27 protein-coding genes and 1 pseudogene are annotated in these 24,054 nt (G+C 48.6%); 7 read left to right on the top strand and 21 right to left on the bottom strand.

Translation table 11 applies throughout. The features are described 5' to 3' along the window. The 15 genes and pseudogenes from Q7S09_01365 to Q7S09_01295 form a co-directional block, all read right to left on the bottom strand. On the bottom strand, nucleotides 1-967 hold a 967-nt coding region (locus tag Q7S09_01365), incomplete at its 3' end, for an NADH-quinone oxidoreductase subunit D (GenBank protein MDO8557824.1). A gap of 10 nt (nucleotides 968-977) precedes the next feature. Further along, nucleotides 978-1,355: a hypothetical protein gene (locus Q7S09_01360; GenBank protein MDO8557823.1), complete on the bottom strand. Its 378-nt coding sequence runs from the start codon at nucleotides 1,353-1,355 to the stop codon at nucleotides 978-980. 18 nt (nucleotides 1,356-1,373) lie between these two features. Further along, on the bottom strand, nucleotides 1,374-1,748 hold the full coding sequence (locus tag Q7S09_01355; protein MDO8557822.1) for an NADH-quinone oxidoreductase subunit C: 375 nt from the start codon (nucleotides 1,746-1,748) through the stop codon (nucleotides 1,374-1,376). Then, nucleotides 1,748-2,710, bottom strand: a complete 963-nt coding sequence (locus tag Q7S09_01350; protein ID MDO8557821.1) for an SAM-dependent methyltransferase — start codon at nucleotides 2,708-2,710, stop codon at nucleotides 1,748-1,750. Before Q7S09_01350 ends, Q7S09_01355 begins: the two co-directional genes overlap by 1 nt. Nucleotides 2,711-2,737: 27 nt before the next feature. Further along, nucleotides 2,738-3,260 (bottom strand): annotated as a pseudogene (gene nuoB, locus Q7S09_01345) (NADH-quinone oxidoreductase subunit NuoB). Between the two features lie 14 nt (nucleotides 3,261-3,274). Beyond that, nucleotides 3,275-3,658 (bottom strand): NADH-quinone oxidoreductase subunit A, encoded by a 384-nt coding sequence (gene ndhC / locus Q7S09_01340; protein ID MDO8557820.1) that lies wholly within the window; start codon nucleotides 3,656-3,658, stop codon nucleotides 3,275-3,277. A gap of 251 nt (nucleotides 3,659-3,909) precedes the next feature. Beyond that, the gene (locus Q7S09_01335) at nucleotides 3,910-4,146 is read right to left on the bottom strand and encodes a hypothetical protein (protein ID MDO8557819.1); all 237 of its coding nucleotides are present in this window, start codon (nucleotides 4,144-4,146) and stop codon (nucleotides 3,910-3,912) included. Nucleotides 4,147-4,155: 9 nt separating this feature from the next. Beyond that, complete coding sequence (atpD, locus tag Q7S09_01330; GenBank protein ID MDO8557818.1) at nucleotides 4,156-5,532, bottom strand: F0F1 ATP synthase subunit beta; 1,377 nt, start codon at nucleotides 5,530-5,532, stop codon at nucleotides 4,156-4,158. A 191-nt stretch (nucleotides 5,533-5,723) separates the two neighbouring features. After that, entirely contained in the window at nucleotides 5,724-6,497 is a 774-nt protein-coding gene (locus tag Q7S09_01325; GenBank protein ID MDO8557817.1) for a hypothetical protein, read from the bottom strand. A gap of 119 nt (nucleotides 6,498-6,616) precedes the next feature. Continuing rightward, nucleotides 6,617-7,510 (bottom strand): FoF1 ATP synthase subunit gamma, encoded by an 894-nt coding sequence (locus Q7S09_01320; GenBank protein ID MDO8557816.1) that lies wholly within the window; start codon nucleotides 7,508-7,510, stop codon nucleotides 6,617-6,619. 11 nt (nucleotides 7,511-7,521) lie between these two features. After that, complete coding sequence (locus tag Q7S09_01315) at nucleotides 7,522-8,997, bottom strand: F0F1 ATP synthase subunit alpha (protein ID MDO8557815.1); 1,476 nt, start codon at nucleotides 8,995-8,997, stop codon at nucleotides 7,522-7,524. A 27-nt stretch (nucleotides 8,998-9,024) separates the two neighbouring features. After that, nucleotides 9,025-9,759, bottom strand: coding sequence for a F0F1 ATP synthase subunit delta (locus Q7S09_01310; protein MDO8557814.1), 735 nt, complete (start codon nucleotides 9,757-9,759; stop codon nucleotides 9,025-9,027). 119 nt (nucleotides 9,760-9,878) lie between these two features. Continuing rightward, on the bottom strand, nucleotides 9,879-10,106 hold the full coding sequence (locus Q7S09_01305) for an ATP synthase F0 subunit C (GenBank protein MDO8557813.1): 228 nt from the start codon (nucleotides 10,104-10,106) through the stop codon (nucleotides 9,879-9,881). Nucleotides 10,107-10,193: 87 nt separating this feature from the next. Next, nucleotides 10,194-10,955, bottom strand: a complete 762-nt coding sequence (gene atpB, locus Q7S09_01300; GenBank protein MDO8557812.1) for a F0F1 ATP synthase subunit A — start codon at nucleotides 10,953-10,955, stop codon at nucleotides 10,194-10,196. A gap of 14 nt (nucleotides 10,956-10,969) precedes the next feature. Next, nucleotides 10,970-11,212 carry an AtpZ/AtpI family protein gene (locus Q7S09_01295; protein ID MDO8557811.1) on the bottom strand — a complete coding sequence of 81 codons (243 nt, stop codon included), beginning with the start codon at nucleotides 11,210-11,212 and terminating at the stop codon, nucleotides 10,970-10,972. A 317-nt stretch (nucleotides 11,213-11,529) separates the two neighbouring features. Between Q7S09_01295 and Q7S09_01290 the strand changes: the two genes are divergently transcribed. Further along, complete coding sequence (locus Q7S09_01290) at nucleotides 11,530-12,549, top strand: Mrp/NBP35 family ATP-binding protein (protein ID MDO8557810.1); 1,020 nt, start codon at nucleotides 11,530-11,532, stop codon at nucleotides 12,547-12,549. On the opposite strand, the gene rfbD is transcribed toward Q7S09_01290, so the two are convergent. Further along, nucleotides 12,546-13,472 carry a dTDP-4-dehydrorhamnose reductase gene (gene rfbD, locus Q7S09_01285; protein MDO8557809.1) on the bottom strand — a complete coding sequence of 309 codons (927 nt, stop codon included), beginning with the start codon at nucleotides 13,470-13,472 and terminating at the stop codon, nucleotides 12,546-12,548. The genes Q7S09_01290 and rfbD overlap by 4 nt on opposite strands. Before the next feature lie 3 nt (nucleotides 13,473-13,475). On the opposite strand from rfbD, the gene Q7S09_01280 reads away from it, so the two are divergent. From Q7S09_01280 to Q7S09_01260, 5 genes are all read left to right on the top strand, one after another. Next, nucleotides 13,476-14,447: a GDP-mannose 4,6-dehydratase gene (locus tag Q7S09_01280; protein ID MDO8557808.1), complete on the top strand. Its 972-nt coding sequence runs from the start codon at nucleotides 13,476-13,478 to the stop codon at nucleotides 14,445-14,447. A gap of 132 nt (nucleotides 14,448-14,579) precedes the next feature. After that, nucleotides 14,580-15,398, top strand: coding sequence for a sugar phosphate nucleotidyltransferase (locus Q7S09_01275; GenBank protein ID MDO8557807.1), 819 nt, complete (start codon nucleotides 14,580-14,582; stop codon nucleotides 15,396-15,398). After that, nucleotides 15,385-16,485: a glycosyltransferase family 2 protein gene (locus Q7S09_01270; GenBank protein ID MDO8557806.1), complete on the top strand. Its 1,101-nt coding sequence runs from the start codon at nucleotides 15,385-15,387 to the stop codon at nucleotides 16,483-16,485. Before Q7S09_01275 ends, Q7S09_01270 begins: the two co-directional genes overlap by 14 nt. Before the next feature lie 96 nt (nucleotides 16,486-16,581). Next, nucleotides 16,582-17,400, top strand: a complete 819-nt coding sequence (locus Q7S09_01265) for a glycosyltransferase family 2 protein (protein MDO8557805.1) — start codon at nucleotides 16,582-16,584, stop codon at nucleotides 17,398-17,400. A gap of 52 nt (nucleotides 17,401-17,452) precedes the next feature. Further along, a complete protein-coding gene (locus Q7S09_01260) occupies nucleotides 17,453-18,715 on the top strand; it encodes a hypothetical protein (protein MDO8557804.1) in 1,263 nt (420 codons plus the stop codon). A gap of 744 nt (nucleotides 18,716-19,459) precedes the next feature. On the opposite strand, the gene Q7S09_01255 is transcribed toward Q7S09_01260, so the two are convergent. From Q7S09_01255 to atpD (Q7S09_01240), 4 genes are read right to left on the bottom strand one after another with little or no spacing between them, the layout of a single operon-like run. Further along, complete coding sequence (locus Q7S09_01255) at nucleotides 19,460-20,095, bottom strand: VTT domain-containing protein (protein MDO8557803.1); 636 nt, start codon at nucleotides 20,093-20,095, stop codon at nucleotides 19,460-19,462. A gap of 40 nt (nucleotides 20,096-20,135) precedes the next feature. After that, nucleotides 20,136-20,711, bottom strand: coding sequence for a hypothetical protein (locus Q7S09_01250; protein ID MDO8557802.1), 576 nt, complete (start codon nucleotides 20,709-20,711; stop codon nucleotides 20,136-20,138). Between the two features lie 27 nt (nucleotides 20,712-20,738). Beyond that, entirely contained in the window at nucleotides 20,739-20,981 is a 243-nt protein-coding gene (gene atpC / locus Q7S09_01245) for an ATP synthase F1 subunit epsilon (protein ID MDO8557801.1), read from the bottom strand. Nucleotides 20,982-21,000: 19 nt separating this feature from the next. Further along, a complete protein-coding gene (gene atpD / locus Q7S09_01240; protein MDO8557800.1) occupies nucleotides 21,001-22,413 on the bottom strand; it encodes a F0F1 ATP synthase subunit beta in 1,413 nt (470 codons plus the stop codon). A 76-nt stretch (nucleotides 22,414-22,489) separates the two neighbouring features. On the opposite strand from atpD (Q7S09_01240), the gene Q7S09_01235 reads away from it, so the two are divergent. Next, complete coding sequence (locus tag Q7S09_01235) at nucleotides 22,490-23,137, top strand: hypothetical protein (GenBank protein MDO8557799.1); 648 nt, start codon at nucleotides 22,490-22,492, stop codon at nucleotides 23,135-23,137. Nucleotides 23,138-23,175: 38 nt separating this feature from the next. On the opposite strand, the gene atpG is transcribed toward Q7S09_01235, so the two are convergent. Then, a partial coding sequence (atpG, locus tag Q7S09_01230) for an ATP synthase F1 subunit gamma (protein ID MDO8557798.1) occupies nucleotides 23,176-24,054 on the bottom strand: 879 nt, incomplete at its 5' end.

Below are 24,054 nucleotides of genomic sequence, written 5' to 3'. Positions count from 1 at the left end.
AGATGAGATAGATAGCCCCTTCGCCCCTCGGCAATTCTTGACGCGCAAAGCACTCCCCTGCCGGAAGACGCATCGTGTAGGCCTTAAGCATTTGATTACCTGTCCTATCTTCAAGAAAAGGACCCGCGACGATATCGCCTTCGGGAAGTTTTGCGAGCAGCTGACGGATAATGCTGGCGCTTTGACGCATTTCTTCAATGCGCACCTTCGTGCGCGCCCAGCAGTCTCCCTCCGAAGCCACCGGCACATCGAATGTAACATCTTTATAGTTAAGATATGGCGCAACTTTGCGAAGATCGTGTGTAACTCCCGATGCGCGAAGCATAGGTCCCGTAGCTCCTAGCTCAATGGCTTTTTCTTTCGTAAGCGTACCGACGTCCTTTGTACGTTTTTGGAATATAATATTATCCACAGTGAGCCCTTCGATCTCTTTCAGGCGCGATTCGAAGCCCTCAAGATGTTTCAATAATTTCTCGGCAGAATCTGGCAAAAAATCTCGTTTTATGCCCCCAACACGTCCATAATAGTAGTGGAGCCGCCCTCCGGAGAGCTCCTCGAAAAGCTCAACGTAGGGCTCGCGTTCACGAAAGGACCAAAGGAACACCGTGGGCTGGCCTAAGTCCTGCCCGAATGCTGCAAGCCATACCAAATGCGACATAATGCGCTGCATCTCAAGCAGTATGGTGCGGATGTATTGGGCACGCGGAGGGACTTCTATTTTGAGCGCATCCTCCAGAACGGTCATGTAGAGATTATCCCAGGAGAACGCTGCAACATAATCGGTCTTTTCAATGGTCGGCAAAAACTGGATATAGCGCCGTTCCTCGGCAAGTTTTTCCACGCCACGGTGCAAAAAGCCGAGATTCGGCTCGATGGAAATTACCGTATCACCTTCAATGACCGTCTTAAGGTTTAATACGCCGTGCGTGGAAGGATGTTGGGGGCCGAAATTTATTTCTGAAGACATATTTAACGTCTTAGGGTCTGGGGAAGCGAAGGTCGCGCTTTGATGGCTCTTTGTACAAATCATTCTCCTTCAAATTTATTTTTGGCGCAGATGCTTTGCGCACGAGATATCGCAGAAAAAAGTACAACACAATGGTAGAAAATACGGCTATAGGAAATGATGGAGAGGCAAGCTCGTGAAGATAGGTAGGAATGGCAAGGTCGCGGCAGTATCGTTGAATTTGATGAACCTGCACCTCGCCAACTCTGCGGGGTATATTACAGAGTTGCGTGTAGTTTCCCACGTTGCCCACAAATCCCTGGCAGTGATCGCCATTTTTTCCGGCAACAAGAAAATCACCCCGTTGCATGGGCACGCATTCCGTAAAATTTATGACATCGTGTTCCATATGCAAGCACGTGAAGTTTTAGCCTCCGGGAAGAAGACGCTTGTACGCGATAAAATCCTTGCGCAAGGGATATCCCTCGAAATTATCCGGCAAGAAAAGGCGTTTTAGATTCGGGTGTCCGTCAAAGCGAATACCAAAAAGGTCATAGGTCTCCCGTTCCATCCAGTCGGCAAGCGGAAAGAGCGACGCGAGGGATGCAATAGCAGGATTTTCCTTGGGGAGGTCTACTGTAAGCTGCAGCAAATCCGGAGCGCCATGCTTATGGAAGTGGTACACGGCCTGGAACTTATCTTGACGATCTACGCCGGAGAGAAGCATGAGAAGCCACCCAGAACTTTTGAGCTCGGTAGCTTTTTGAAGTAATTGTTCTTTTGTAAGCTGAAACAGGTCCATTATATTTTTTTCTGCACTAATACCTTAAACTCTTCTCCAAATCCTCCGGGCAAAAGAAGTCGCTTCATGGCCTGACGGCTATTCAGGGCTTCAAGCGAATCTTCCTTGGATGCGGTATTCATAATGCCATTCTCCAATAAAAATTCAGCTTGTGTGGTGAAGGATAATTTTTCTAGGCCAAATTTCTCCCCATAATTTATAAGTGCGGTAAAATTCACGTGCGCCGTGATGTCTTGCTCGCCAACACGGTCATACACTGAATCGGTTGTCATATGATTATGATATCCCATGACCGTTCCCCCCGACCGATATGGCGCATAAAGCCGTTCCGCAGTATCGCCATAATCGATGCTAAGCACAAAACCCCGGCGGAGCATCTGCGCGATCTTCTCCATCCATACCAGGGCCTCAAGGCTAACTTCAGCCTGCTGCCCTTCAAGTAAGTCCGCGCCATAGCTATCCCAGTGTGAGGCAATGCACTCGTCCGAGATATTTTCGGCATATTCTTGGCCGCTCTGGACGTATATCTCTTGCAGTTCTCTATCCTTTTGAATAATGCGGTGTACAGGAAGTGCATCAAAAAATTCGTTTGAGATGACGACTCCTGTTAGTTGTTTATCTGCTCCAAACTCTTTTTTGAATTCTTGCGAAGTCATCCATCTGATACCCGGTTCCTTGCTATGCGGACGAACATCAACTGCGATATAGCGGGGACTCCATTCATATTCTTTGCCGAAATATTCAAGAATGGTCCGCGCAAGCGAGCCATCTCCTGCGCCAAGTTCCACAATAGTAAAATCTTCCGATTTTCCCATTTCCTTCTTGCGCCTCCAAATCCATCGAGCAATGCATTCACCAAAGGCCGGAATCTCGCTTGCAGTGGTGTAGTCGCCTGTTCTTCCGATACGCGTTTTGCCGGATGTGTAGTAGCCAGTTCCTGGCGCATAAAGAGCGCGGTACATATATTCCGCAAACGTCATTGCCTGCATTGCGCTTTGGACTTTTTGTGTTTTTTCGCGCGTCAGCGTATACATATTATCTTCCCTCAACGGCTATTTTCTCCTGTAATTTCAGCATCGCGTGCATAATGGCTTCCGGGCGCGGAGGACACCCGGGAATGTAGACATCTACCGGAACAATCTCGTCGAGACGGTCTATGATGTTGTAGGACCCACGAAAAAGACCCCCAGAGATGGTGCAGGCTCCCATCGCAACCACATAACGGGGCTCGGGCATCTGTTGGTAGATGGTGCGAACAACGTCCGCCATTTTAAGCGTCACCGGTCCTCCGGGGACGATAAGCACATCGCATTGCCGCGGCGTGGCCCTAAAAAAAATGCCATGACGGTCCGCGTCGGTGCGGGACGCGCCAAAATCCATCATTTCCAAGGAACAACAGGCAATGCCGAATACCTGCGGCCATAGGGATTTTTTTTGCGCCCAATCAAGGGGGCGATCGAGCCATTCGTTGAGAATGCGGGATGCTTTATCGAGGATAACGTGGGTCAGCATACTTCAAAATATTTTTATATTTTCAGATATTCGCGTTTCTTAACCCCGTACACAATGATAAACAGAGAAAGGCAAAGAAGCATGAAAAACGGCCATAGGTATTCGGAACGGCTTTCGTGCAAAGCCAGAACTCCTAAGAATGCAAGTATCGCGATAACATCAAATAACAAAAAAAGAATGGCGTAGATAAAATACTCGAATCCCACTCCCCTGCCGAGACCTTCTGCAGGCATGCCTGATTCGTACGGTTCGAGCTCTTTTGAAAAATTTGTTATTTGCTTACTGCTATCTGCTCTGTTTTTACTGCGCCACAGCAAAAAAGACAATACGATCGGGGAAACGGCCATACCGACCCCAACAGCAAAAAATATAAAAATTTTTACTATACTATCCGGCATATGTTCGGGGCCTCATTTAAGATATATGGCACAGGAGAATATCTCTTCAGAAAAGACACCCTTGCAAAGACGGACTTTCTGAAGAGCAGAACAGACGCTGTTTCTGTACGGAAAATTATTTATATCGCTGAATGATTCGCAGAAAAGACCGCGAAACTCACGATTCACCAAAAAAGGGATGAGCGCGGACATACTCAATATTGCAAGAGTGATAATAAGCGCCCACGATCTTCCGTTCATGGAGAATTATTTTAAGAGACAACGGTTACAAGGTCATCCTGAACCTTCAAAAGCCCAGGGGAGAGAATATCGTATGACTTGATGCCATCGGCTTTGACGGCATATAGTTTTCCTGGCTTCAGCGTTGCAACCATGGGCGCATGGTGCGGAAGGATTTTTACAGGCCCGCCAGCCACCGTACAATTGACGGATCGGATATCGTCAAGCTCTTGCTTCGTGTCGGGGGTGATGAGAAGAAGAGAAAGCATACGTAGACATTATTTCCTGGAAACTTCTGTGATATCGCCGACCATGTAAAAATTCACTTCCGGCACCGCGTCTACATTTCCGTTCAAGATCGCTTCAACGCCATCAAGCGTGTCCTTAAGTGGGACATACGCTCCCGGTTTTCCTGTAAATTGCTCGGTGGTGAAGAAGGGTTGTGTCAGAAACTTCTGCAGTTTCCGTGCGCGATCCACGACTTTTTTATCCTCCTCGGAAAGTTCCTCCCGCCCAAGAATGGCAATGATATGCTTCAATTCCTCGTAGTGCTGGAGTGTCCGAAGGGCTTTGGTCACCACATCATAATGTCTGCGGCCGACAATCTCCTCGGCAATGAGCGAAGAGGACGAAGCTAACAGATTAATGGCCGGATACCTTCCCTCCTCGGCGACTTCCCGAGAGAGAATTACCACCGAATCAAGATGTGGAAAGGTTGCGGTGATTCCTGGATCCGTGAAGTCGTCCGCCGGAACATAAATGGCCTGTACGGAAGTGAGCGAACCCTGAAGTGTGGAGGTAATGCGGTCTTGTAATTCGCCCATCTCGCTCGACAATGTCGCCTGATATCCTCCCTCCGAAGGTATGTGTCCCAAAAGAGAAGACGTTTCCATGCCCGCAAGCACGAAACGGTAGATATTATCTATAAATAAGAGCACGTCATTACCCTCTTCCCTGAATGCCTCCCCCATGGTGACCCCCGTAAGCCCGATGCGAAATCGTGTTCCGGGAGGCTCATTCATCTGACCGAAGCATAGGCCGATCCTATCAAGCATCTTGAGGCGCTGAAGTTCAAGATATAATTCGTTCCCTTCGCGAATGCGTTCCCCTACTCCGGCAAAAAGCGATACGCCCTTGTGTTTCGTTGCCAGATTATTGATAAGTTCCGTGACCAGCACTGTTTTTCCAACACCCGCGCCTCCAAAAAATCCGATCTTGCCGCCTTTTACGAACGGAGTGAAAAGATCAATGGCTTTAAGACCCGTTTCTAGAATCTGATAGTGCGTCCGCTCCTCATACAACTGCGGCGGTTCTTGATGGATGGCGCGCGATTGGGTCGTTTTTAATTCTCCCAAGTTGTCAATGGGATCTCCTACCACGTTAATAAGTCGTCCGAGAAGTTTTTTCCCGACCGGTATGGTTATGGGTATCCCGAGATTCTGCGCATCCTGATTTCTTCGGAGTTTATTGGTGTTCCCCAGCGCAATGGTCCGGACCGAACCGTCGCTAAGATGCTGCATAACCTCCAGTACGATTTTTTGATTGTCTATGTCGCGGGCGATACACGCCGTTTTGATAGACGGCGCTTGCTCTTTTTCCGGAAAACGAATATCAACCACCGCTCCCGAAATGCGGACGATCTTTCCGATTTGCATTGTTTCTGCGGTTTCCATAGATTACTGTAATTACCCACGCACTAAAGCTCGTCGAGTATGTTCTCTATCAAGAGGAGTGCCTCGTGGTAGCATCTACGGCTTTCGTTTTACTCTGCGAAGTAACTCGTTAAGCTTAGTGCGGGGTTTCGTTTTGTTCCTAAAATTTACCTATTCAAATTTTAGACAAAACTTCAGAAGTGCTCTACGACATGGATGGTCCCGCCTATTCCCGGGTTGAGATGATTATGATATCCCCATCCTGCGGCATTTAACGTATTGAAGGTGAAAGTGAACGACTGGCCCGGTTCCAAAATCCCTGAATCAAATCCCGGCAAATCCGTATGCGTTGGATGAGGGTTTGAACCGACCCATACATCCTGTGTGGTCACGTTCTCGAATGTCACTACTGTTCCCAAAACCACCGTAAGATCTTTTGGAGAAAAGGTGAAAACGTCCGGTTTTTTATACAAGACTTTCGCGGTCGGTTGGTTGGTTGGCACAGGTGTTGGGGATGGGGTCGGAGTGGGAGTTGGGCAAACGAGCGTTCCGCAAGAGCAGGAAGTGCCGCCGGCATAAGAACATCCTTGCGGAGGGGCAGCGCACGGCGGAGGAGTGCAGGATGGCACTGGGGTTGGCGAGAGAGTGATGCTTGGAGATGGTGTCGCCGAAGCCGATGGCTTTGGTGTGGACGATGCAGTAGGTTTTGGCGTGGAGATGGGGGTCGCGGTGATTTGAGGTATTGCGGTAGGCTCGGGAGTGTTTTGAACCGGGGATGTTATTGTTCCTTTCTGCCCCTCAATAATCTGAGATGGCGCTTGTGTCGTTTCAATGGTCGCAGTCGGGGTTGGGGAGTGTGATGGTATGGGTTTTGAAGGAGATATTGTCTTATATATCACAACGCCACCGCCTAAGGCGGCAATAACAATTACAACCAATACCCAGATAGGAAGAAAACCTCTCTGCATAAAATTTTCAATTTTCAGTTTTCAATTTCCAAACAAGCATGGAGCCGGATTTGTTTGAATCATTGAATATTGAAAATTCTTTGAAAATTATAAATTGTAAAATTGAGAATTGCCCTGTTTTATACCACCCACTCCAATGCGACCGTACTTTTCCCGCTTTTTACTTCATATGCTTTTCGGCCGGTGAATATTTCATTAATGCTTCTGGTCGTGCGGCTCCGCACTTCCCGCAGATATTTGCGCCGCAAGGTTTTTAATATGCGTTTGGCGTTTTCGGTGGCGCGGGTTGAGGCCAAAAGTCGCTGGGAAAGTTCCACATAGCGCGCTTCAAGAAACATTTCGTATAGCTGGGCCTGATACAGCATCTCTTCAAGCCTTGTAATGATGCGGTCGAAGGAAGGCTCTATGAAGTAGGTACGCCCGGCAAGAGCCTGTTTTTGAAAATCCGGCCGGATCTCAAAAGGCAAAATCGTCTTTTCCTCAATATGATAGGAGGTGATGCTGTCATATTTTGGATACAGTAATTCTACCATGTTCCACTCGCCCTTGCGCCTTCCTTCAAGAATGGCCTTCACGTGCTCCAAAAGCTCTTCCCGCGTCGGCCTGTCCGACAATGCCGGATACGCAGAAAACTCAAGGTCTCCCGTTGATTTTAAAAAGCCGCAAAGCCGGCTTCCGGCAACCAGCACTTTTTGATAGGAGCGCCAGGCCATGCGTTTATCGAGGGCGCTGGCAAGCTCCCGATGCAGGTCGCCCACGAGTCCCTTCTCCGGCCCGATGACCATGAGAAGAGGTTTTTGTAGGGCTTTGGGAATTTGCGGATATACGATACGAAGCGGAAGTCCATCTTCCGAAAACCGAAGGAGTGATTCACGGAATTCCTTAACTCGCTCATGCTGCCTCTCAATGCGCACGCGATGAATTGCCGTGATGCGCTGTATGGTTTCTCCGACATCGTGCAGAACTTGCGTCTGTTCGCGCTCTTTTTTGAGTTTTTTGAGAGAGATGGACATGCCTCGATACGCTATTTCCCGGTGAATTCCTGAATGATGCCAATCAACTCTTTTTTCAGTTCTTCGGTCAATTTCTCGGCCTTCCAAATTTTCGAGGCAAGTTCTTTATGATGTGAATCAAGGAAGACAAAAAAATCATTTTCCCATGACGCAAGGGGCTTGCCCGCATATTTCTTGAACAGCCCTTCCGTCGTTCCCAAAAGTAACAACACCTCTTTCTCAAGCGTTAAGGGACGCCGTTCGCGTTGCGCCAGAACCTCCATCAGCATTTTTCCTTCTTCCAGAGCTCGTGCGGTCTCTTTTTCAAGCTTTGTTTCAAGCCCACCGAAGCGCACCAGTTCCTGATATTGGGCGAGTTTCAGACGCATACCTTTTGAAACATCGCGCAACACCGGAGGCTGGGCTCTGGATCCCACGCGAGAAACCGAAAGCCCCACATTGATTGCCGGACGCACGCCGTTGCGGAAAAGTTCCGGCTCAAGATATATTTGTCCATCGGTAATAGAAATAACATTGGTGGGGATGTAACCCGATATTTCTCCTTCCTGGGTCTGCACGATGGGAAGCGCGGTAATAGAGCCTCCGCCAAGATCTTTGCGCCTTCTTCCCGCCCGTTCAAGCAATCGTGAGTGCAGGAAAAAAATATCTCCGGGATATCCTTCGCGTCCGGGAATGCGCTCGAGAAGCGAGGATAACTCCCGCCAGCTCCACGCATGTTTGGTAAGGTCGTCAAAGACGACCAATACGTCCTCCCCTTTGTCACGAAAATATTCGGCAAGCGTTATTGCCGAGTATGGAGCAATATACTGAAGGCTCGTGGGATCGGAAGCGGTTGCGACCACGCCGATGCTGTAATGCATGGCTCCCTGTTTGCGCAGAATATCGAATACATGGGCCGCCTCAACTTTTTTTTGCCCCACGGAACAGTAGATGCAAACAACCTGCTTCTTTTTTCCGGTCTGCTGTTTTTGGCTGATGATTGCGTCCAAGGCTATGGAGGTTTTTCCTATTTTACGATCACCGATAATAAGTTCGCGCTGTCCGCGGCCTACCGGGATAAGCGCGTCAATAACCTTGATGCCGGTGAGCATTGACTCCTCCACCGGATCGCGTTCCACAATGCCATGGGCATCGCGCTCTATTGGAGAGAAGTCAAGAACGTCCGCTATGGGCGTTTTACCGTCTAAGGCTTTTCCCAGAGGATCCACTACTCTTCCAAGAAATGCCTCACCAACAGGTATCTGCAGGATGTGTCCTGATGCGCGCACTTCATCCCCGCGTTTCAGTTTTGTATAATCGCCGAAAATAATAGCTTTGACGACTTGTTCGTCAAAGCCAAGCGCCATTCCGCCCAGCACATCCGAGAAACTCTCACGAGAAACGGGCCGGAAGGTCAGGTACTCTTCTGCCATGATCTCGGGCAACCCTTCAATAAGCGCGATGCCGTCTCGAATTTCTTTGATAACGCCGATTTGTTCGACTTGCATATAAGAGTAAAAACCATTTGGATGTGATCAGATCTTTTGTAATTGCGACAATTGGCCATGAAGCGAACCATCGAGTTCATAACCTCCCCATCGGATAATAAGACCCGCCTTAAGACCGGGCTCTATCTCAATAACGCATACGATCTTCTTGCCAAACTTTTGCTGGAGTAAGTGTTTGCATTGGTTAAGAATGCCGCGAGGCAATGCGAATGCCGTAAGCACGGTGACCGTTCCTTTAAACGCGATGTCCTCCTCACGGCCTCCCAACTCCTCAAGATTGCGCAAAGCGTCTCCGACAAGTTTTTCATGAAGCTCCCGCTGCAACTTCTCGGTAAGAAATCGCATTGTCAGCCTTGACGCCTCGTCTCGTGAGGTCTGGCGGCTGAGTTTCGCGAGCTCGCTTTTTGCTCCTTCGATCCGCTCCTTCGTTTCCTTCAACGTCTGATCCAGATACTCCCGGTTCTTTTCGCTAGTGTCCTCGCCAAAAATCTCTGCGGTTCTCCGCCCTTTGCGAATAATCTCATCGGCCCGAGATTGGCCGTCAAGGATTTTTGCTTGGTATGTCGCCTCGGCTTCTTTTTTCTTTTTTTCGATATCAGTTAAATCCTGTTCCAGTTTTTTGACAAGCTCCGAGCGTTTTTTGAAGATAGCTAGTATCGGTTTATAAACGATGAAGCGTAAAATAAAAACCAGCACCAAAAAATTTATAATCTGGGCAAAAACGAGCTTTGGCTCTATGCCGATTTTTCCTAAAAATTCCACAGATACAGGATCACGAATTTACAGATGGTACACGAATGTACAGATTCGCGAATGTACATAACTTCCTTCATTCGTGAATTCGCGTTATTCGCGTAGAATTCGCATCATTCGTGATTTTCTTATACGAACTTGATTATCAGCGCCACAACCAGCGTATAGATACCCAACGCTTCGGCGAATGCGACAAGCAATAAGGCCGTAAGCTGAATTTTATCGGAGGCGTCGGGATTACGTGAGATTCCCCGCATAGCTTCCCGGCCAATAAGTCCAATGGCAAGTGCAGGAAATATAACACCGAATGCGATGGTAAATCCGGCGGCAAAAACTTTGGCTACTTCAATAGACATATAGAACAGCTTTTTAGGTTCTTAACTTATTAGGTTTGATGCGTTTCCCGCTTCCCTAAGAAGCTAATCAGCTAATCAGCCAATAACCTAGTGTGTTAATGCTGCTTTAATAAACATGAGCGTTAACATCGAGAAGATGAGTGCCTGCACTAAACCCACAAAGAGCTCAAGAAACATGAACGGCAAAGGAATGATATAGGGAACAAGAAACCCAATGACGATAAGCAGAACGCTCCCGGCAAACATATTGCCGAAAAGACGGAACGAGAAGGAAAGAACTTTTGAAATTTCACCAACAGCTTCAAAAAAACCCAGGAACGCTTTAAGCGGAGATCTGAAATTAATGAACTTCGAGATGTATTTCTTAAACCCGAGAAAGCGAACTGCGATCAGTTGCGTGATGCCAACCGAAACAAGCGCGAGCGCCAAGGTAACATTGAGATCCGTGGATGGCGAACGGAGAAGCGGGATAAGCTCACCATGCTCGTGTCTAATGCCGAATGATCCTAAAAATCCGGGTAAAATCTCTACAAAATTAGAGATAAGTATGAATACGAAAAATGTCGCTATATAGGGAAACACGAACTCGGCCGCCTTATCGTTCTCAAGCACGGTGCGAATGAATTTCCATATAGGCTCGTAGATTATTTCCCCAAGGCGCTGCAGTCTCCCTCTGCCGAAAACGCCCGTAAGAGTCCTGGAAAGAAAAATTGAAGCAAGGACAATGAGCAGGGAGACTAGTATTGTCGTAAAAAAAGAGTTCGAAATATAAAAAGAGCCTATCCGCGCGATGTATTCTTGATGTAAACCGATTTGAAGCGTAAGTAAATAGCAAATAGCAAATAGCAAATAGCAAAATATTGTTATTTGTTCTTTGTTATCTGTTGACTGTTGATTTGTGTGCTTTTAATCACCTGGTAAATCTGCAAAATACTTACCGCAAACGCTAAAATCACTCCACTAATGGTAAAAAGTGGCATGAGACTGAATCTTTTATCGAGCCAGATGCCTACTCCTATGAAGAAAACGAGCGGAAGCGCAATACTAAACCCGAGTTGCAGGGCAACGCCGGTAGTAACAAGAGCTTTAGAGGACGGATGTTCCATGATTTAAGCGAGCGTATCACGCTTAATTATATCATGTAAGCGTAATATGACGCTGTCGGGTTATACACACCCCCACACTAATTCTCGGCAGGGTAAAATGAAAAGCGTCTAGAAGAAAACGCTTATTTTATAGGACATATCCCCAATATTTTTGGCTATCAGCATGCCACTTTACGGCATGAGCCGAGAATTAGTCGTGGGGGCACACCCCTTTAAGGCTGATTCCTTTGGGTAGAGACCGGTATCCCAAGACTTCGGATCTTTACGAGACATGCCAATCAGATGCGGCAATAAGAGGGGCATGATAAGATGGGGTAGTGGTCCAGAAGGATGAAGTTCTCAAAGCGCTCGAAACCGTAATTGACCCAGATCTAAAAAAAGATCTGGTGACTTTGGGTATGATACAAGACCTTGTAATAGAAGGGTCTCTGGTGTCGTTGCGGCTTGTGCTTACCACTCCCGCATGTCCATTTCGCGGGGCTCTGGAGCAAGAGGTTAAACAGGCCATACGGAGCGTTCCTGGTATAACGGAAGTACACCTAGTCACCGACGCGAACGTTCCGCAGATGTCCACGCTTTTTCAACGCTCTCCTCTCCCAGGCGTGAGAAATATTATCGCAATCGCATCGGGCAAGGGAGGCGTGGGAAAATCGGCTTCAAGCGTCAACATTGCCTCCGCCCTCGCGCAAACAGGAGCCCGCGTCGGTCTTCTCGATGCGGACATCTATGGTCCTTCCATTCCGACCATGATGGGTATACACGACAGCGTTGAAATAAACATGGAACGGGAAATCGTGCCTATCGAGCAACACGGCATCAAACTTGTCTCGTTCGGCTTCATCGCCAAGGACGACATCCCGATCATCTGGCGCGGACCGCTTGCTTCAAAAGCTGTCCGCCAATTCTTAAAACAAGTAACCTGGGGCGAACTTGATTACCTCGTGATTGATATGCCTCCGGGAACCGGTGACGTGCACCTGACGCTTTTTCAGGCCGTGCCTCTTTCGGGAGGCGTTATCGTCACCACGCCGCAAGATGTGGCATGCGCGGATGCTTCGCGTGCCCTCCAAATGTTCAAGACGCTGGGCGTAAAAGTTCTTGGCATCATAGAAAATATGGCCGGCGATGTATTCGGCCAGGGAGGAGGAGAAAAAATGTCCGCAACATACAACGTGCCGTTTTTGGGACGCATACCGCTCGATAGTATTGTGCGAGAATCCGCAGATGCGGGAATCCCTCTAACCCTGTACGCTCCGGATCATGCGGTGACGAAGATATTCCATGATATTGCACAGCGCCTTGCCCAAGAAGTAAGCAAATCCGCCCTCTCTCCTTAGGGCATTTCCTTAAGATACTCCGCTAAAGCTTCCCGCCATGGCCGCAGAAGCGGAAATTTTGTATTTTTCAGCGCGGAATACAGCGGGCGTTTTGCTGGCCGTGGAAATACCGAGGAATCGCAGGGAATGATTTCGGGTTTGTTAGCCCCCGGGTTTTTTGCGGCATCAGCATCGAATATTTCTTTGGCAAAATCGTACCATGTCGTAGCAGGTTCATTGACCAAGTGATACGTACCGGCCGGATATGACTTTTCGATGAGCTTCCGCGTGGCTTGAGCAAGATCCTCTGCATACGTCGGCTTGCCGTGCTGGTCGTTAACCACGGAGAATCTCTCTTTAGTTCTTCCGAGATCAAGCATGGTGCGCACAAAATTCTTTCCGCGTTCTCCAAAAAGCCACGAAGTGCGGATAAGATAGTATTGCAAACCGGATGCGGATTTGAGCGATTGTTCGCCAAGCAGCTTTGACTCTCCGTATGTATTGACCGGATTTTGAGGTTCGTCGTCTTCCGCATATCCATTGATATTTTTTCCGTCGAACACATAGTCAGTGCTGTAATGCACAAGCGTCGCGTTAATTTCACGCGCGGCCTTTGCAAGATATTCCACCGCGCGTCCATTGACCGCGAGCGCAAGCTCCCGATTCGTCTCGCATGCATCTACATCGGTAAACGCTGCCGCGTTGACGATAACGCTCGGCACAAACTTGGAGATCTTCTTGCGTACCTCGCTTTCTCGCGTTATATCTATTTCTTCTTTGTCCCAACAAACCAGCTCCCAATCTGAAAATGAGCCGGTCAGCGCCCTTCCGAGCATTCCTTTTGCACCAATAATAAGAAGCTTATTGCTCACATGGTATAGAGTAGCAGTTTTACGAAGTTTGTGGTATGATGGCCATCGGTTATTTACTCCGATCGCATCCATCTTATGAACATTCTTGTCACCGGCGGACTCGGCTTCATCGGAAGCGAATTTGTGGATTATGTACTCGAAGAAACGCAGGATAGCGTGGTCAGTGTTGATTTTGTAAGTTACGCCTCACGCCTGCGCAACATCGAACATGAGCGCTATCGATTTGTCAAAATGGATATCAACGACCTTGAAGCGGAAGATCTCGAGGGCATTGATGCTATCGTCAGCTTTGCCGCCGAGACCATGGTCGATCAATCCATAGATAGTCCTGCCCCGTTCTACCGAGCAAACATCCTGGGCGCCGCGCACGTGATGCGTCTTGCGGCAAAAAAGAAAATCCGCATCCTGCAGATCTCGACCGATGAGGTTTATGGCACATTGCCTCCTGATATTTTTGCGAAAGAAGATGCCAACTATAATCCATCGAACCCCTATGCCGCTTCAAAAACTTGCGCGGAAATTATTGCCAAATCCTATCATAATACCTACGGACTTGATGTTGTCATGACACGCAGTACGAATAACTATGGTCCGCGCCAAAATAGAGAGAAGCTTATTCCCACCATTATTGCAAAAGTTTTGGAGGGAACCGAAATACCGCTTTACGGAGACGGCAAACATCGGAGAGACTGGCTCTATGTGCGCGATAACGTGCGGGCAGTATATTTTGCTCTCAAAAACGGCGTGAGTGGCCAGGCATACAACATTGCGGGAGGAAACGAACGGGAGAATAAAGACATGGTTGATGCGGTGGTGGGGGCGCTCAACACGGTTACCGGAAAAACACACGCCTACCGGACAAAGTCTATTCCCGATGAGATTATCCGACCCGGGCATGACCGCAGATACGGCGTGGACGCTTCAAAACTCCATGCGCTTGGCTGGAAACCCCAGATGTCGCTTGAAAAGGGCCTTGAACATACGGTGCGCTGGTATCTGGAGAATCCGAAGGACTTCGTGTTTGAGAGAAGAGGGTTGCGAATATAAATATCTATTGAACGAATCCCGTTAGAGACCGCGGTCGCTAGCCGGAGTCGTAGGAGGTCCTGTTATAAAGCATACATTATCATTTTCATCAGGGATTGCGGTTACGAACGACCGCGACCTGTCTCTAACGGGATGAAAGGTATTGTTCTTGCCGGGGGCTATGGAACGCGCCTGCGGCCGCTCACCAATGTTACGAATAAACACCTCCTGCCGGTTTACAATAAACCGATGATTTTTTATCCCCTGGAAACGCTCGGGCGCATGGGAATAACCGAAACCTTGGTGGTCACTGGCGAGGAGTTCAGCGGGCACTTTTTAGAACTCTTGAAGGACGGCAAGGATTTCGGCATGCGCCTTGAATATGCCGTGCAGAAAGGCGCGGGCGGCATTGCCGACGCGTTGAAACTTGGAGAAGATTTTGCCGATGGCGGCAAGGTCGCAGTTATTTTGGGAGACAATATCTTTGAGGACGATTTCTTGGCAAACCGCATGGAATTCGACGGAGAAGATCTCAACGTCCAGGGAGACGTTACCATAGTTACCGATAACGATACTTCCGAACCTACCCTTACGGAAGCCCGCATCACGTTTGATCGGGAGAAAAATGGCTCGCGCCTATTTTTCAAAAAAGTTTCCGATCCCGAACGGTTCGGCGTTCCACACTTTGACGAAGACGACTCTATTTTGCACATTGAGGAAAAACCTAAAATTCCCAAATCATCCTTTGCGGTCACCGGTCTTTATTTCTATGATGCGCGGGTATTCTCAATCATTAAAGAACAGAGGCCATCCGCGCGAGGGGAGTTTGAGATTACGGACGTAAATAATGCCTATATTAAGGATAAGACTATGGCCTGGAGCGAAGTTAAGGGCTTCTGGTCCGATGCGGGAACTTTTGAATCGCTATATAACGCTTCAACCTGGGCACGCAATACTTATGGCGCACGATAGACCTCTCGTTACCATATCCATTCTCTCTTATAACGACGAAGAAACCATCGAAGCGGCCGTCAAATCGGCCGCGTTGCAGCTATACCCGGCAATAGAAATATTGGTGCTGGACAACAATTCTCAAGACGGAACGCGCCAGATTCTAAAAAACCTTCGGGACCGCCTGCCAGGACTCCGTGCCGCGCATCTTCGCGAGCATGGAAAAGAAAGCAGCATCTTCCGATGTCACGTTCTTGAATCAAGCGAAAATCTTGGCTTTGCCAAGGGACACAACAAGCTTATCTCGCTCTCGCAGGGTTCGCTCGTGCTCCTCTTGAATTCCGATGCCGGTCTTGACGACAATTTCATATCATACGCACTCCCTTATTTTGAACGGGACAGAAAACTGGCGGCAATGCAAGGTAAGCTGTATCGATATGATGTGGCGGCTCAGGAGACGGTCAAAGACGCAAAGACCCGAAAATCCGTCATTGATACGACGGGGCTAGTGCTGTTTCGGAATCGCCGCATTATTAATCGAGGGCAGGGAGTGCCGGATATCGGCCAATTCGAAAACGAAGAGGAGGTCTTTGGCGCAGACGGTGCTGCACCCCTATACCGCAAGACCGCACTTGAAGACGTAAAAATATGTCTTGGAGCGCGCTGCGAGTATCTTGATGAAGATTTTTTTGCCTATAAAGAAGATGTCGATATTGCGTGGAGATTACGCCTTGCAGGCTGGAAAACTCTCTATGTGCCCGGTGCCATTGGTTATCACCAAAGGGGTTCGGGTGAGAGCGCAGCAACTTCATATTTCAAAATTCTTGGTGAACGAAGAAAACTCTCACGATTTGCCAAGTATCATGCATTTAAAAACCAGCGTCTCATGCAATTGAAAAATGAATTGCCATATTTGCTTTTCCGCGACATGCTCCGCTGGATCCCCAAGGAATTTGCTTCCTGGTTCTACATTTTGTTTTTCGAGCGTTTTACATGGAAAGCCATCGGCGATATTTTCCTCCTGCTCTCCAGAATGCTCAAAAAACGGAGAATGATCATGAAGCGTCGGAGCGCCACGACAAAAGAAATGGCAAGATGGTTTGTTTAAGATCGCGAATGATGCGAATGTCACACGAATAACGCGAATTCACGAATATTCGTGAATCTGTAGATTCGTGTATATCTGTACATTCGTGATTGGCTCATGCTGTCCATCATCATCAATCACTACCGCACGCCCGACCTTCTCAAACTTTGCATAAGCTCCATTAAAAAAAATATGGGGACTATCCCGCATGAGATCATCGTGCGCGACGGGGAAGCCTTGGAAGATACAAAAGATCTGATGCGCGAAGACTTTCCCGATGTTTCCTATCTTCCCGAAGCAGAAAATATCGGTTTTGCCAAACTCGTAAATGAAGGCATTGTAAAATCCCGGGGAGAGTATCTTCTTATCATCAACGCGGATATCATCATTCCTCGCAAAGCGTCCGTAGAGACGCTAATGACCTATATGCAGCAGAACGCGGCATGCGGCATGGCCGGACCCAAGTTACTCAATCTTAATGGCTCGCTGCAACAGTCGTTCTTCCGTTTCTATAAGCCGCTCACGCTACTCTGCCGGCGCACGGTCTTTGGAAAAACATCGTGGGGAAAACGCGATATCTCCAGATTCAGTTATGCCGATATAAACGCATCCTCGGCCACAGAAGCATTCCCCGTAGACTGGCTGATGGGTTCTGCGCTCTTGGTGCGAAAGTCCGCACTTGCGAAATGCGGATTATTCGATGACCGGTTCTTCATGTACTTTGAAGACGTGGACTGGTGCAGGAGATTTTGGGAAAAAGGCTATAAAGTTATATATCACCCAGGAGCGATATTCTACCATTATCACGGAAAGGCAAGCCACGGAAAAAAGGGACTTCTTGATATTTTCGTGAACAAATATACGCGCATCCACATCACAAGCGCCCTTAAATATTTTTGGAAATACGGCCTGCGTGTTCCCCAATACGGCTCCTGAAAGAACTCTCTCAAAAAACTTGACAAGTTTTGCAAGCTATGCTATACATAACATGTCTGAAAAATCGATCAAGGAGAGAAAGACAATGAACCTTGCCAATATAAAAGAGATGTTCCAGGACGAGGCTGTTTGTTGGGACAGAGTGGAGAACTTGCGTTCTATCGATCTTAGAGCGCATCTTCTCAAGGTCCGTGCCAGGGACCGCGCTGAAGCTATTGAGCGCGGCATAGGCATTGCCCGATACGCACTACAGACTCTACAGAATTGGGGTCTGGATGCACAGCAGTTTGAACCCGGACATGGTATCGGCCACCTGATGCGCGACTACCTGAATGCGCTCCGGCTCCTGGGTACTTTGGATGCCGATCCCCGAGATATATTCGTTGGCATCGTGGGCGGAGTCATGCACGACGTTTCGTGCGCTCTCGTGAAGCGGTATGAAGAATCCAAAAAAGCGGTTCGCCATGCCGAAGCCGGTGCTTTGCTTTTCTTGGAAATCTCCGAGAAAGCAAAACTGCCGATCAATCGGGAAGAGACGGAGCTTATCGCATACGCGATTGCGGCTCACACCCAGTACCTGAGGGAGATGGATGTGGCATGCCGAGACGGCATCACCCGGCGGGTAAGGCCGTACCGGGATCTGGATGATGACGGAAAACCGGTCCTAGCCATATGGCTACCGCGTTGGATTGACCGCCTCGATTGCAGCGGTCCGACAATGGTCGGCCGGCATTTCCTCACGCTCGCCAAAAACCGGGAGGATTACAACATCAAGACCGGCTACTACTCCGTTAACTTTGAGGATCACCTTCGTCCGCTACTGCGTACTCCGGAAGAGATTAGGGCGGACGGCGGCAACCAAACCATGCGTGAACATTTACACATGTTCGCCTCTACCCAAACCAACGCTTCGCCTTACGGCAAGCATGATTTTGGTCGGATGTGCGAACTGCGCAATGCCTCACGAGAAATGCTTTTGGAAATTATTTCTCGCGTACAGGAATTTCCAAAACGTTCCTCCGAAGAGCAGGAGAATATCCTGAACAGATGGGAGAGCTTCCTCGGGAAAACTATCGAACCTTCCACATTGGGCCGAATCACGGCCAAGGAAGTTTGTGGGCTTTTCCGAAATCTTGATGAATCCTCCCGCCTTGCGTGGTCCAATGGTTTTCAAGCTACAATGGATCACTATGCATCCTGGTCAGAAACTGCGCTTCGGGATCTGGCAGAGTTGCCGAAAGAATGGCTCTCTCTTTCGATGGTCGAAGACAATTTTGTCCAGAGCCTCACTCTAGAACAAGCTATAACCTCTTAAGCAGGCCTCAAGCTCCGACGAGAACATCCGAAGGAGCTTTTCTTTTTTTGTAAGCTCTTGACAAGTTTTGTAAGCTATGCTATCATTAACATTGTAGGAAAGTACCTTATTTTAGGAATTTCATTAACACTCAATAAAGCCAGTATTTTAGCTGATTTTCAGGCAAAAAGACTATCTTAAGCGAAAGCGAATTAGATTGAAACGGCCATTATAGAATTTTAGTTGCATATTGGTTTTGTTAAGTGCTGATAATTTCTTACCGAGGAACCGTTCACATCATGGAACGGTTTTTTGATGTTTTGTCCCCGTCTCGGCGGGGCTACAAAACGAAACCCCGTACCAAGCCTAGAAGGTTATCAGATGTATAGCGTTTGAGAAAACCGAAGGCGTTCCCGGGTGTATATCATTCGTCAAACACAGGACCCTCGGGCGGGCTTTGGTGCGGGGTGTTGCTGGCGCGCTCTTTGTGCTTACTCGTTTATCCACAGATGACTGTTTGCAACGCGGGAAGTCATGCTAAAATAGAAAGGTATTCTTTTTGTTCTTTCTTCCGTTCTTTCCTTGTGGCATCCGCCACTAATCATGGCAGTCAGTCTGCCGATATATATCAAACCCGCGGGGGGCGCATTATGCCGCCCGCGATCGCTTTTACGGACAGATTGTTCTGTCTTTTTTTGTTTGCCATAAATAAAATACCCCGTAGCTAGTTTGGGGTATGAGGGAGCGAAGCGAAAAATATTCGATCTATGAACCTTTGGAAAATTTGTTTCGTAGGAATTTCACGAGAGCAATCCGATGTTCCGGATCCCGAATAATATGCCATGCAATCGGTGAGATGGAAATGAGGATGATGCCCAACACGATAGGAAGAATATACTTGTCTACGCCCGGAATGGCAGCACCCAGATAGTAGCCTATAAAAGGCAATCCCAGGCTCCATAATGCTCCCCCGACGACATTGAACACGAGAAATTCCCGATACTGCATGCGTCCCACGCCAGCCAGTATCGGCGCGAAGGTCCTTACCACAGGGACAAACCGCGCCAGAATGATGGTCTTGGCTCCGTATTTGTTGTAAAACTGTTCTGCGCGGACAAGATGATGTTTGTGGAACAATAAAGAATCCTCGCGCGTGAATATCTTAGGTCCGACTTTTCTGCCGAACATGTAGCCAACACTGTCGCCCAAAACCGCGCCGGCAAAGCATACGACCAGCAGAAAGCCTATATGCAAAAAACCCTGCGATGCCAAAAAGCCTGCTGTGAAAAGCAGGCTGTCTCCCGGAAAAAAAAATCCGAAAAATAATCCGGATTCCGCAAACACAATTCCAAAAAGTCCGATGTAGCCTGCGGCCTTGATAAGCGGTATAAGATCGAACATGGATTCAAGTCTATCAGATTCCCTGTGCGACAGCAACCTTTTACCTCTTTTCGGTCACAACCGCTCCCTTTCGCTTCAAGGTCTCCCAGCGTTCTTCGTCCACAAAGTAGGTTCGCTTCTTGTGCCCCGTGCCGTGTTCGCGATCTACGTGGCAAAAACAAGCCACGCGCACATCAAGGATCTCTTTTTTTATCCTGTCCTTGGCCTTGATGAGCAAGTCGATAGACTCCTTGAAAGTAAGTCCTGCAAGACCCGCTGCGCCGCATGGCGCGTGGATATACAGCACTATGGTACGGATGCCTTTCAGCTTGATACCGCCGCGGATATGTGCAAGCAGGGTTGCATCTTCACGCAACTCCTTATTCAAGGGCGATTCTTCAGGAATAAGCAATGCTCCGCCATTGAGCGAAAGCTGGTGCGGCCGAGGTTTGAACCCCGCTTCGAGAGCAAACTTCACCTGCTGCTGGAAAACATCCGGCATCTGGTCGCCATCGGCGCACGTTACACAAATCACGCCATCCTCCTGGCGCATACGCTGCGGATCTACGTCCACAAGAACACCGAACTTGCGCATAACAACAATGTCCTTGAGATCTTTTTCTGATATTTTCGCCATATAAGAAGCTCCTTGGAGCCAAAGCCGTTAGTCAGCGAGAATAGACACCTTGCTTTCCGGCTGAATCTCGACAAATCCTCCTGTAATGTCAACGAACTGGACATCTTTCCCATTTCGAATCCTAATGCTACCACGCTTGAGCGAAGAAATCAAGGGAACATGTGTCGACAATACACCCAGCTCTCCGTCTACACCGGGTAACGTTATCGCGTCAGCCTTCCCCTCAAAGAGAGTTTTTTCTATAGTATAAATTTGTATTGTTATTGACATTTTATTTTAGAAGCAGATCCTACACTTCCTCTATCCCTCCTTTCATATAGAATGCCTGTTCCGGTTTGTCATCGTGCTTGCCTTCAAGAATCTCGCGAAAAGCGCGCACCGTATCCTGCTGCGGAACATATGCGCCCTTCTTGCCGGTGAAAACTTCACCGACAAAAAATGGTTGCGCCAAAAACTTTTGAATTTTACGCGCGCGCGCTACCAAAGCCTTATCTTCATCGGATAACTCCTCAATGCCCAAAATAGCAATGATGTCCTGCAGGTCCTTATAGCGCTGGAGAACTCTTTGCACTTCGCGCGCCGTTCGGTAGTGTTCTTCTCCTACGATAGCGGGCGTGAGCGCGCCGGAGGCGGAATCAAGCGGATCCACCGCAGGATAGATGCCAAGTTCCGCAAGTGAACGGGAAAGCACGATGGTAGAATCAAGATGGCTGAAAGCGGTCGCCGGAGCCGGATCGGTGAGGTCGTCCGCCGGAACGTAAATTGCCTGCACGGAAGTGATGGAACCTTTCAGCGTCGAAGTGATTCGCTCCTGCAACTCTCCCATTTCGGTTGCAAGCGTCGGCTGGTATCCTACCGCCGAGGGCATGCGTCCCAGAAGTGCGGAGACTTCACTCCCGGCCTGCGTGAAACGAAAGATATTGTCTATGAAAAGCAATACATCTTTCCCCTGGGTATCGCGGAAGTATTCGGCCATGGTAAGACCGGAGAGCGCTGCGCGCATGCGTACGCCCGGCGTCTCATTCATCTGGCCAAAGACCATTGCGGTTTTTGCCAGAACCCCGGATTCGGTCATTTCGCGATACAGGTCGTTCCCTTCACGGCTTCGCTCCCCTACTCCGGCAAATACCGAGAAACCGCCATGCTGTGTGGCGACGTTACGGATAAGTTCCTGAATAAGAACGGTCTTGCCGACCCCCGCGCCTCCAAAAAGCCCCACCTTTCCGCCTTTCACGAACGGCGCGAATAGATCAATAACCTTGATACCCGTTTCAAAAACCTCAGTCTTCGTTGATTGGTCTTTGAATTTCGGAGCTTTGCGATGAATAGGCCATGTTATTCCGCTAGCTTTCATCGTCGTATTTTCGACCTTCACCTCATCAATATGCTCGCCTATGACATTGAACATCCGCCCCAACGTCTCTGGGCCAACCGGCACCGCGATAGGCTTCCCGGTATTTACAACTTCCATTCCCCGTCTTAATCCATCGGTCGCACCCATCGCGACCGTGCGCACGCGGGATGAGCCAAGGTGCTGGGCAACTTCTAATATAAGACGCTCTCCTTGCGAGGTGCGAAGCTCAAGGGCATCGTGAATGCTTGGAAGTACCGTTCCGCTGGAGGCAGATCCGCTTTCGACGGAAAATTCAACATCCACGACGGGCCCAATGATCTGAAGGATTTTTCCTGAGGTTTTTGACATATACATACGTGTAAGTTATTATTAAATATCGGGCTTTGATCTTTTTCAAATTCGCAAATATACAAGAAGGTGCACCGTGTCTATCCATATTCGGGAAATAGTTTCTCGGTTTTTCGGTAGATACGGTTCGGCGCTGAAACGTATCTACGTGGTACTCCTTACCGCAACTCTTTTCTGGACGGGATACATCTGGTATCCCCAAAATCTTCAATTTTGGCACTTCCTTTTTTCTGGAACAGGTTCATTGCGTATCATTGCGCAGTCTGTCGGGTTGCTTTTCGTACTGGTGATTGCCGACCGATTTACAAAATACTATGAAGGTCGCATAAAATTTCTAGGGTGGCGCCTATTCGGGAGAAATATCAATTTCTTCCCCTTGCACTATCCGTTCCTCCGCTATCCGTTCCTCGCAGTATTCTACTTCAGTCTCCCGGTGCTTGCCTATACTGAAGAATTGATCTTCCGGCACGGATTTGGCGTCTATCCGACGACGACCTGGCTTGATGCAGCGTTTCGAAGTCTGTTTTTTGGTCTCGTGCACTGCATCGGCGGCGTACCTCTCCGCGCAGGACTCATTCTTTCTATCGGAGGATTCTGGTTCAGCCAGCAGTATTTCCAGGGAGGACTTTTGCTTGCCAGCGTTTCTCACTTCATTTACAACGCTATCGCCATGACGTACCTTCTCGTTGCTTGGATCTGGACTAAAAAAAATCCGTTTGATTGATAATGATCCGGGGCCACATAAGCTTCCGGATTTTTCTTTTAGACCGTTTCCAGCGCCGCAGCTCCCGACGTAATCTCCGCTATTTCTCTTGTGATACTGGCTTGTCGTGCCTTGTTAAACGAAAGGTGCAGCTCCTCCAGCAGTTCTTTGGCGTTATCGGAAGCATTTTTCATGGCAAGCATGCGCGCAGAATGTTCCGATGCGTTCGATTCAAGAATGATCTGGTGTATGCGCACGCGCACCAGGGCCGGCAATAAGGTTTCAAGCACCTCTTCGGGCGAGGGCTCAAGTTTATATTCGTAGAAGAATCTTGCTCCTTCTTCCTTGGCTTCCTCTATTCCTGATCCGCCAAGGAGAGTCGAAACCGGATGATCCATAATTCGTTCGGAAACTCCACCGGCAATTTCTTCAAGAGCTTTCTTTGTAAGCGGCAATACTTGGCGCAAAACAGCCGTTTGGCGGAGCGTTGAGACAAAATCGGTATAAATGCAGAAGACCTCGTCGTATATGCTATCGCGCCACGACGTAAGCAGAAAATCAGCAATAGGGCTTGATTCTTGGAGTTTCGCGTAATCCCCTATCCCTGCAAACTCTTTTATAACGGCGTACCCGCGGCGCTTCAGATGCCGCGCGCCATATAAACCCACGGAGATAAAATCACAATGGCCCTCCCGCACAATATCGCGTCTCTCCTCGATAAATTCTTCAAGTCTCCGAAGCACATTGTGGTTCAGAATGCCGCATAGCCCTTTGTCGGAGGTTACCAGAATAAGCGCGATACGCCTTGTAGAACGCTGTTCAAGAAGCCAATGTGCAAATTCGGTCTTATGAGAAACTCGGCGCAATAGCCCAAGTGCATGCACGGCATAAGGACGCGCAGCAAGGGCTACATGCTGGGCTTTGCGCATTTTTGTCGC

This window comes from bacterium, assembly GCA_030649025.1.
In the GTDB taxonomy this organism is placed as follows: domain Bacteria; phylum Patescibacteriota; class Minisyncoccia; order JAUYLV01; family JAUYLV01; genus JAUSGO01.
The sequence above is the reverse complement of the archived record's forward strand: the minus strand, read 5'-3'. Positions and strand labels throughout refer to the sequence as shown.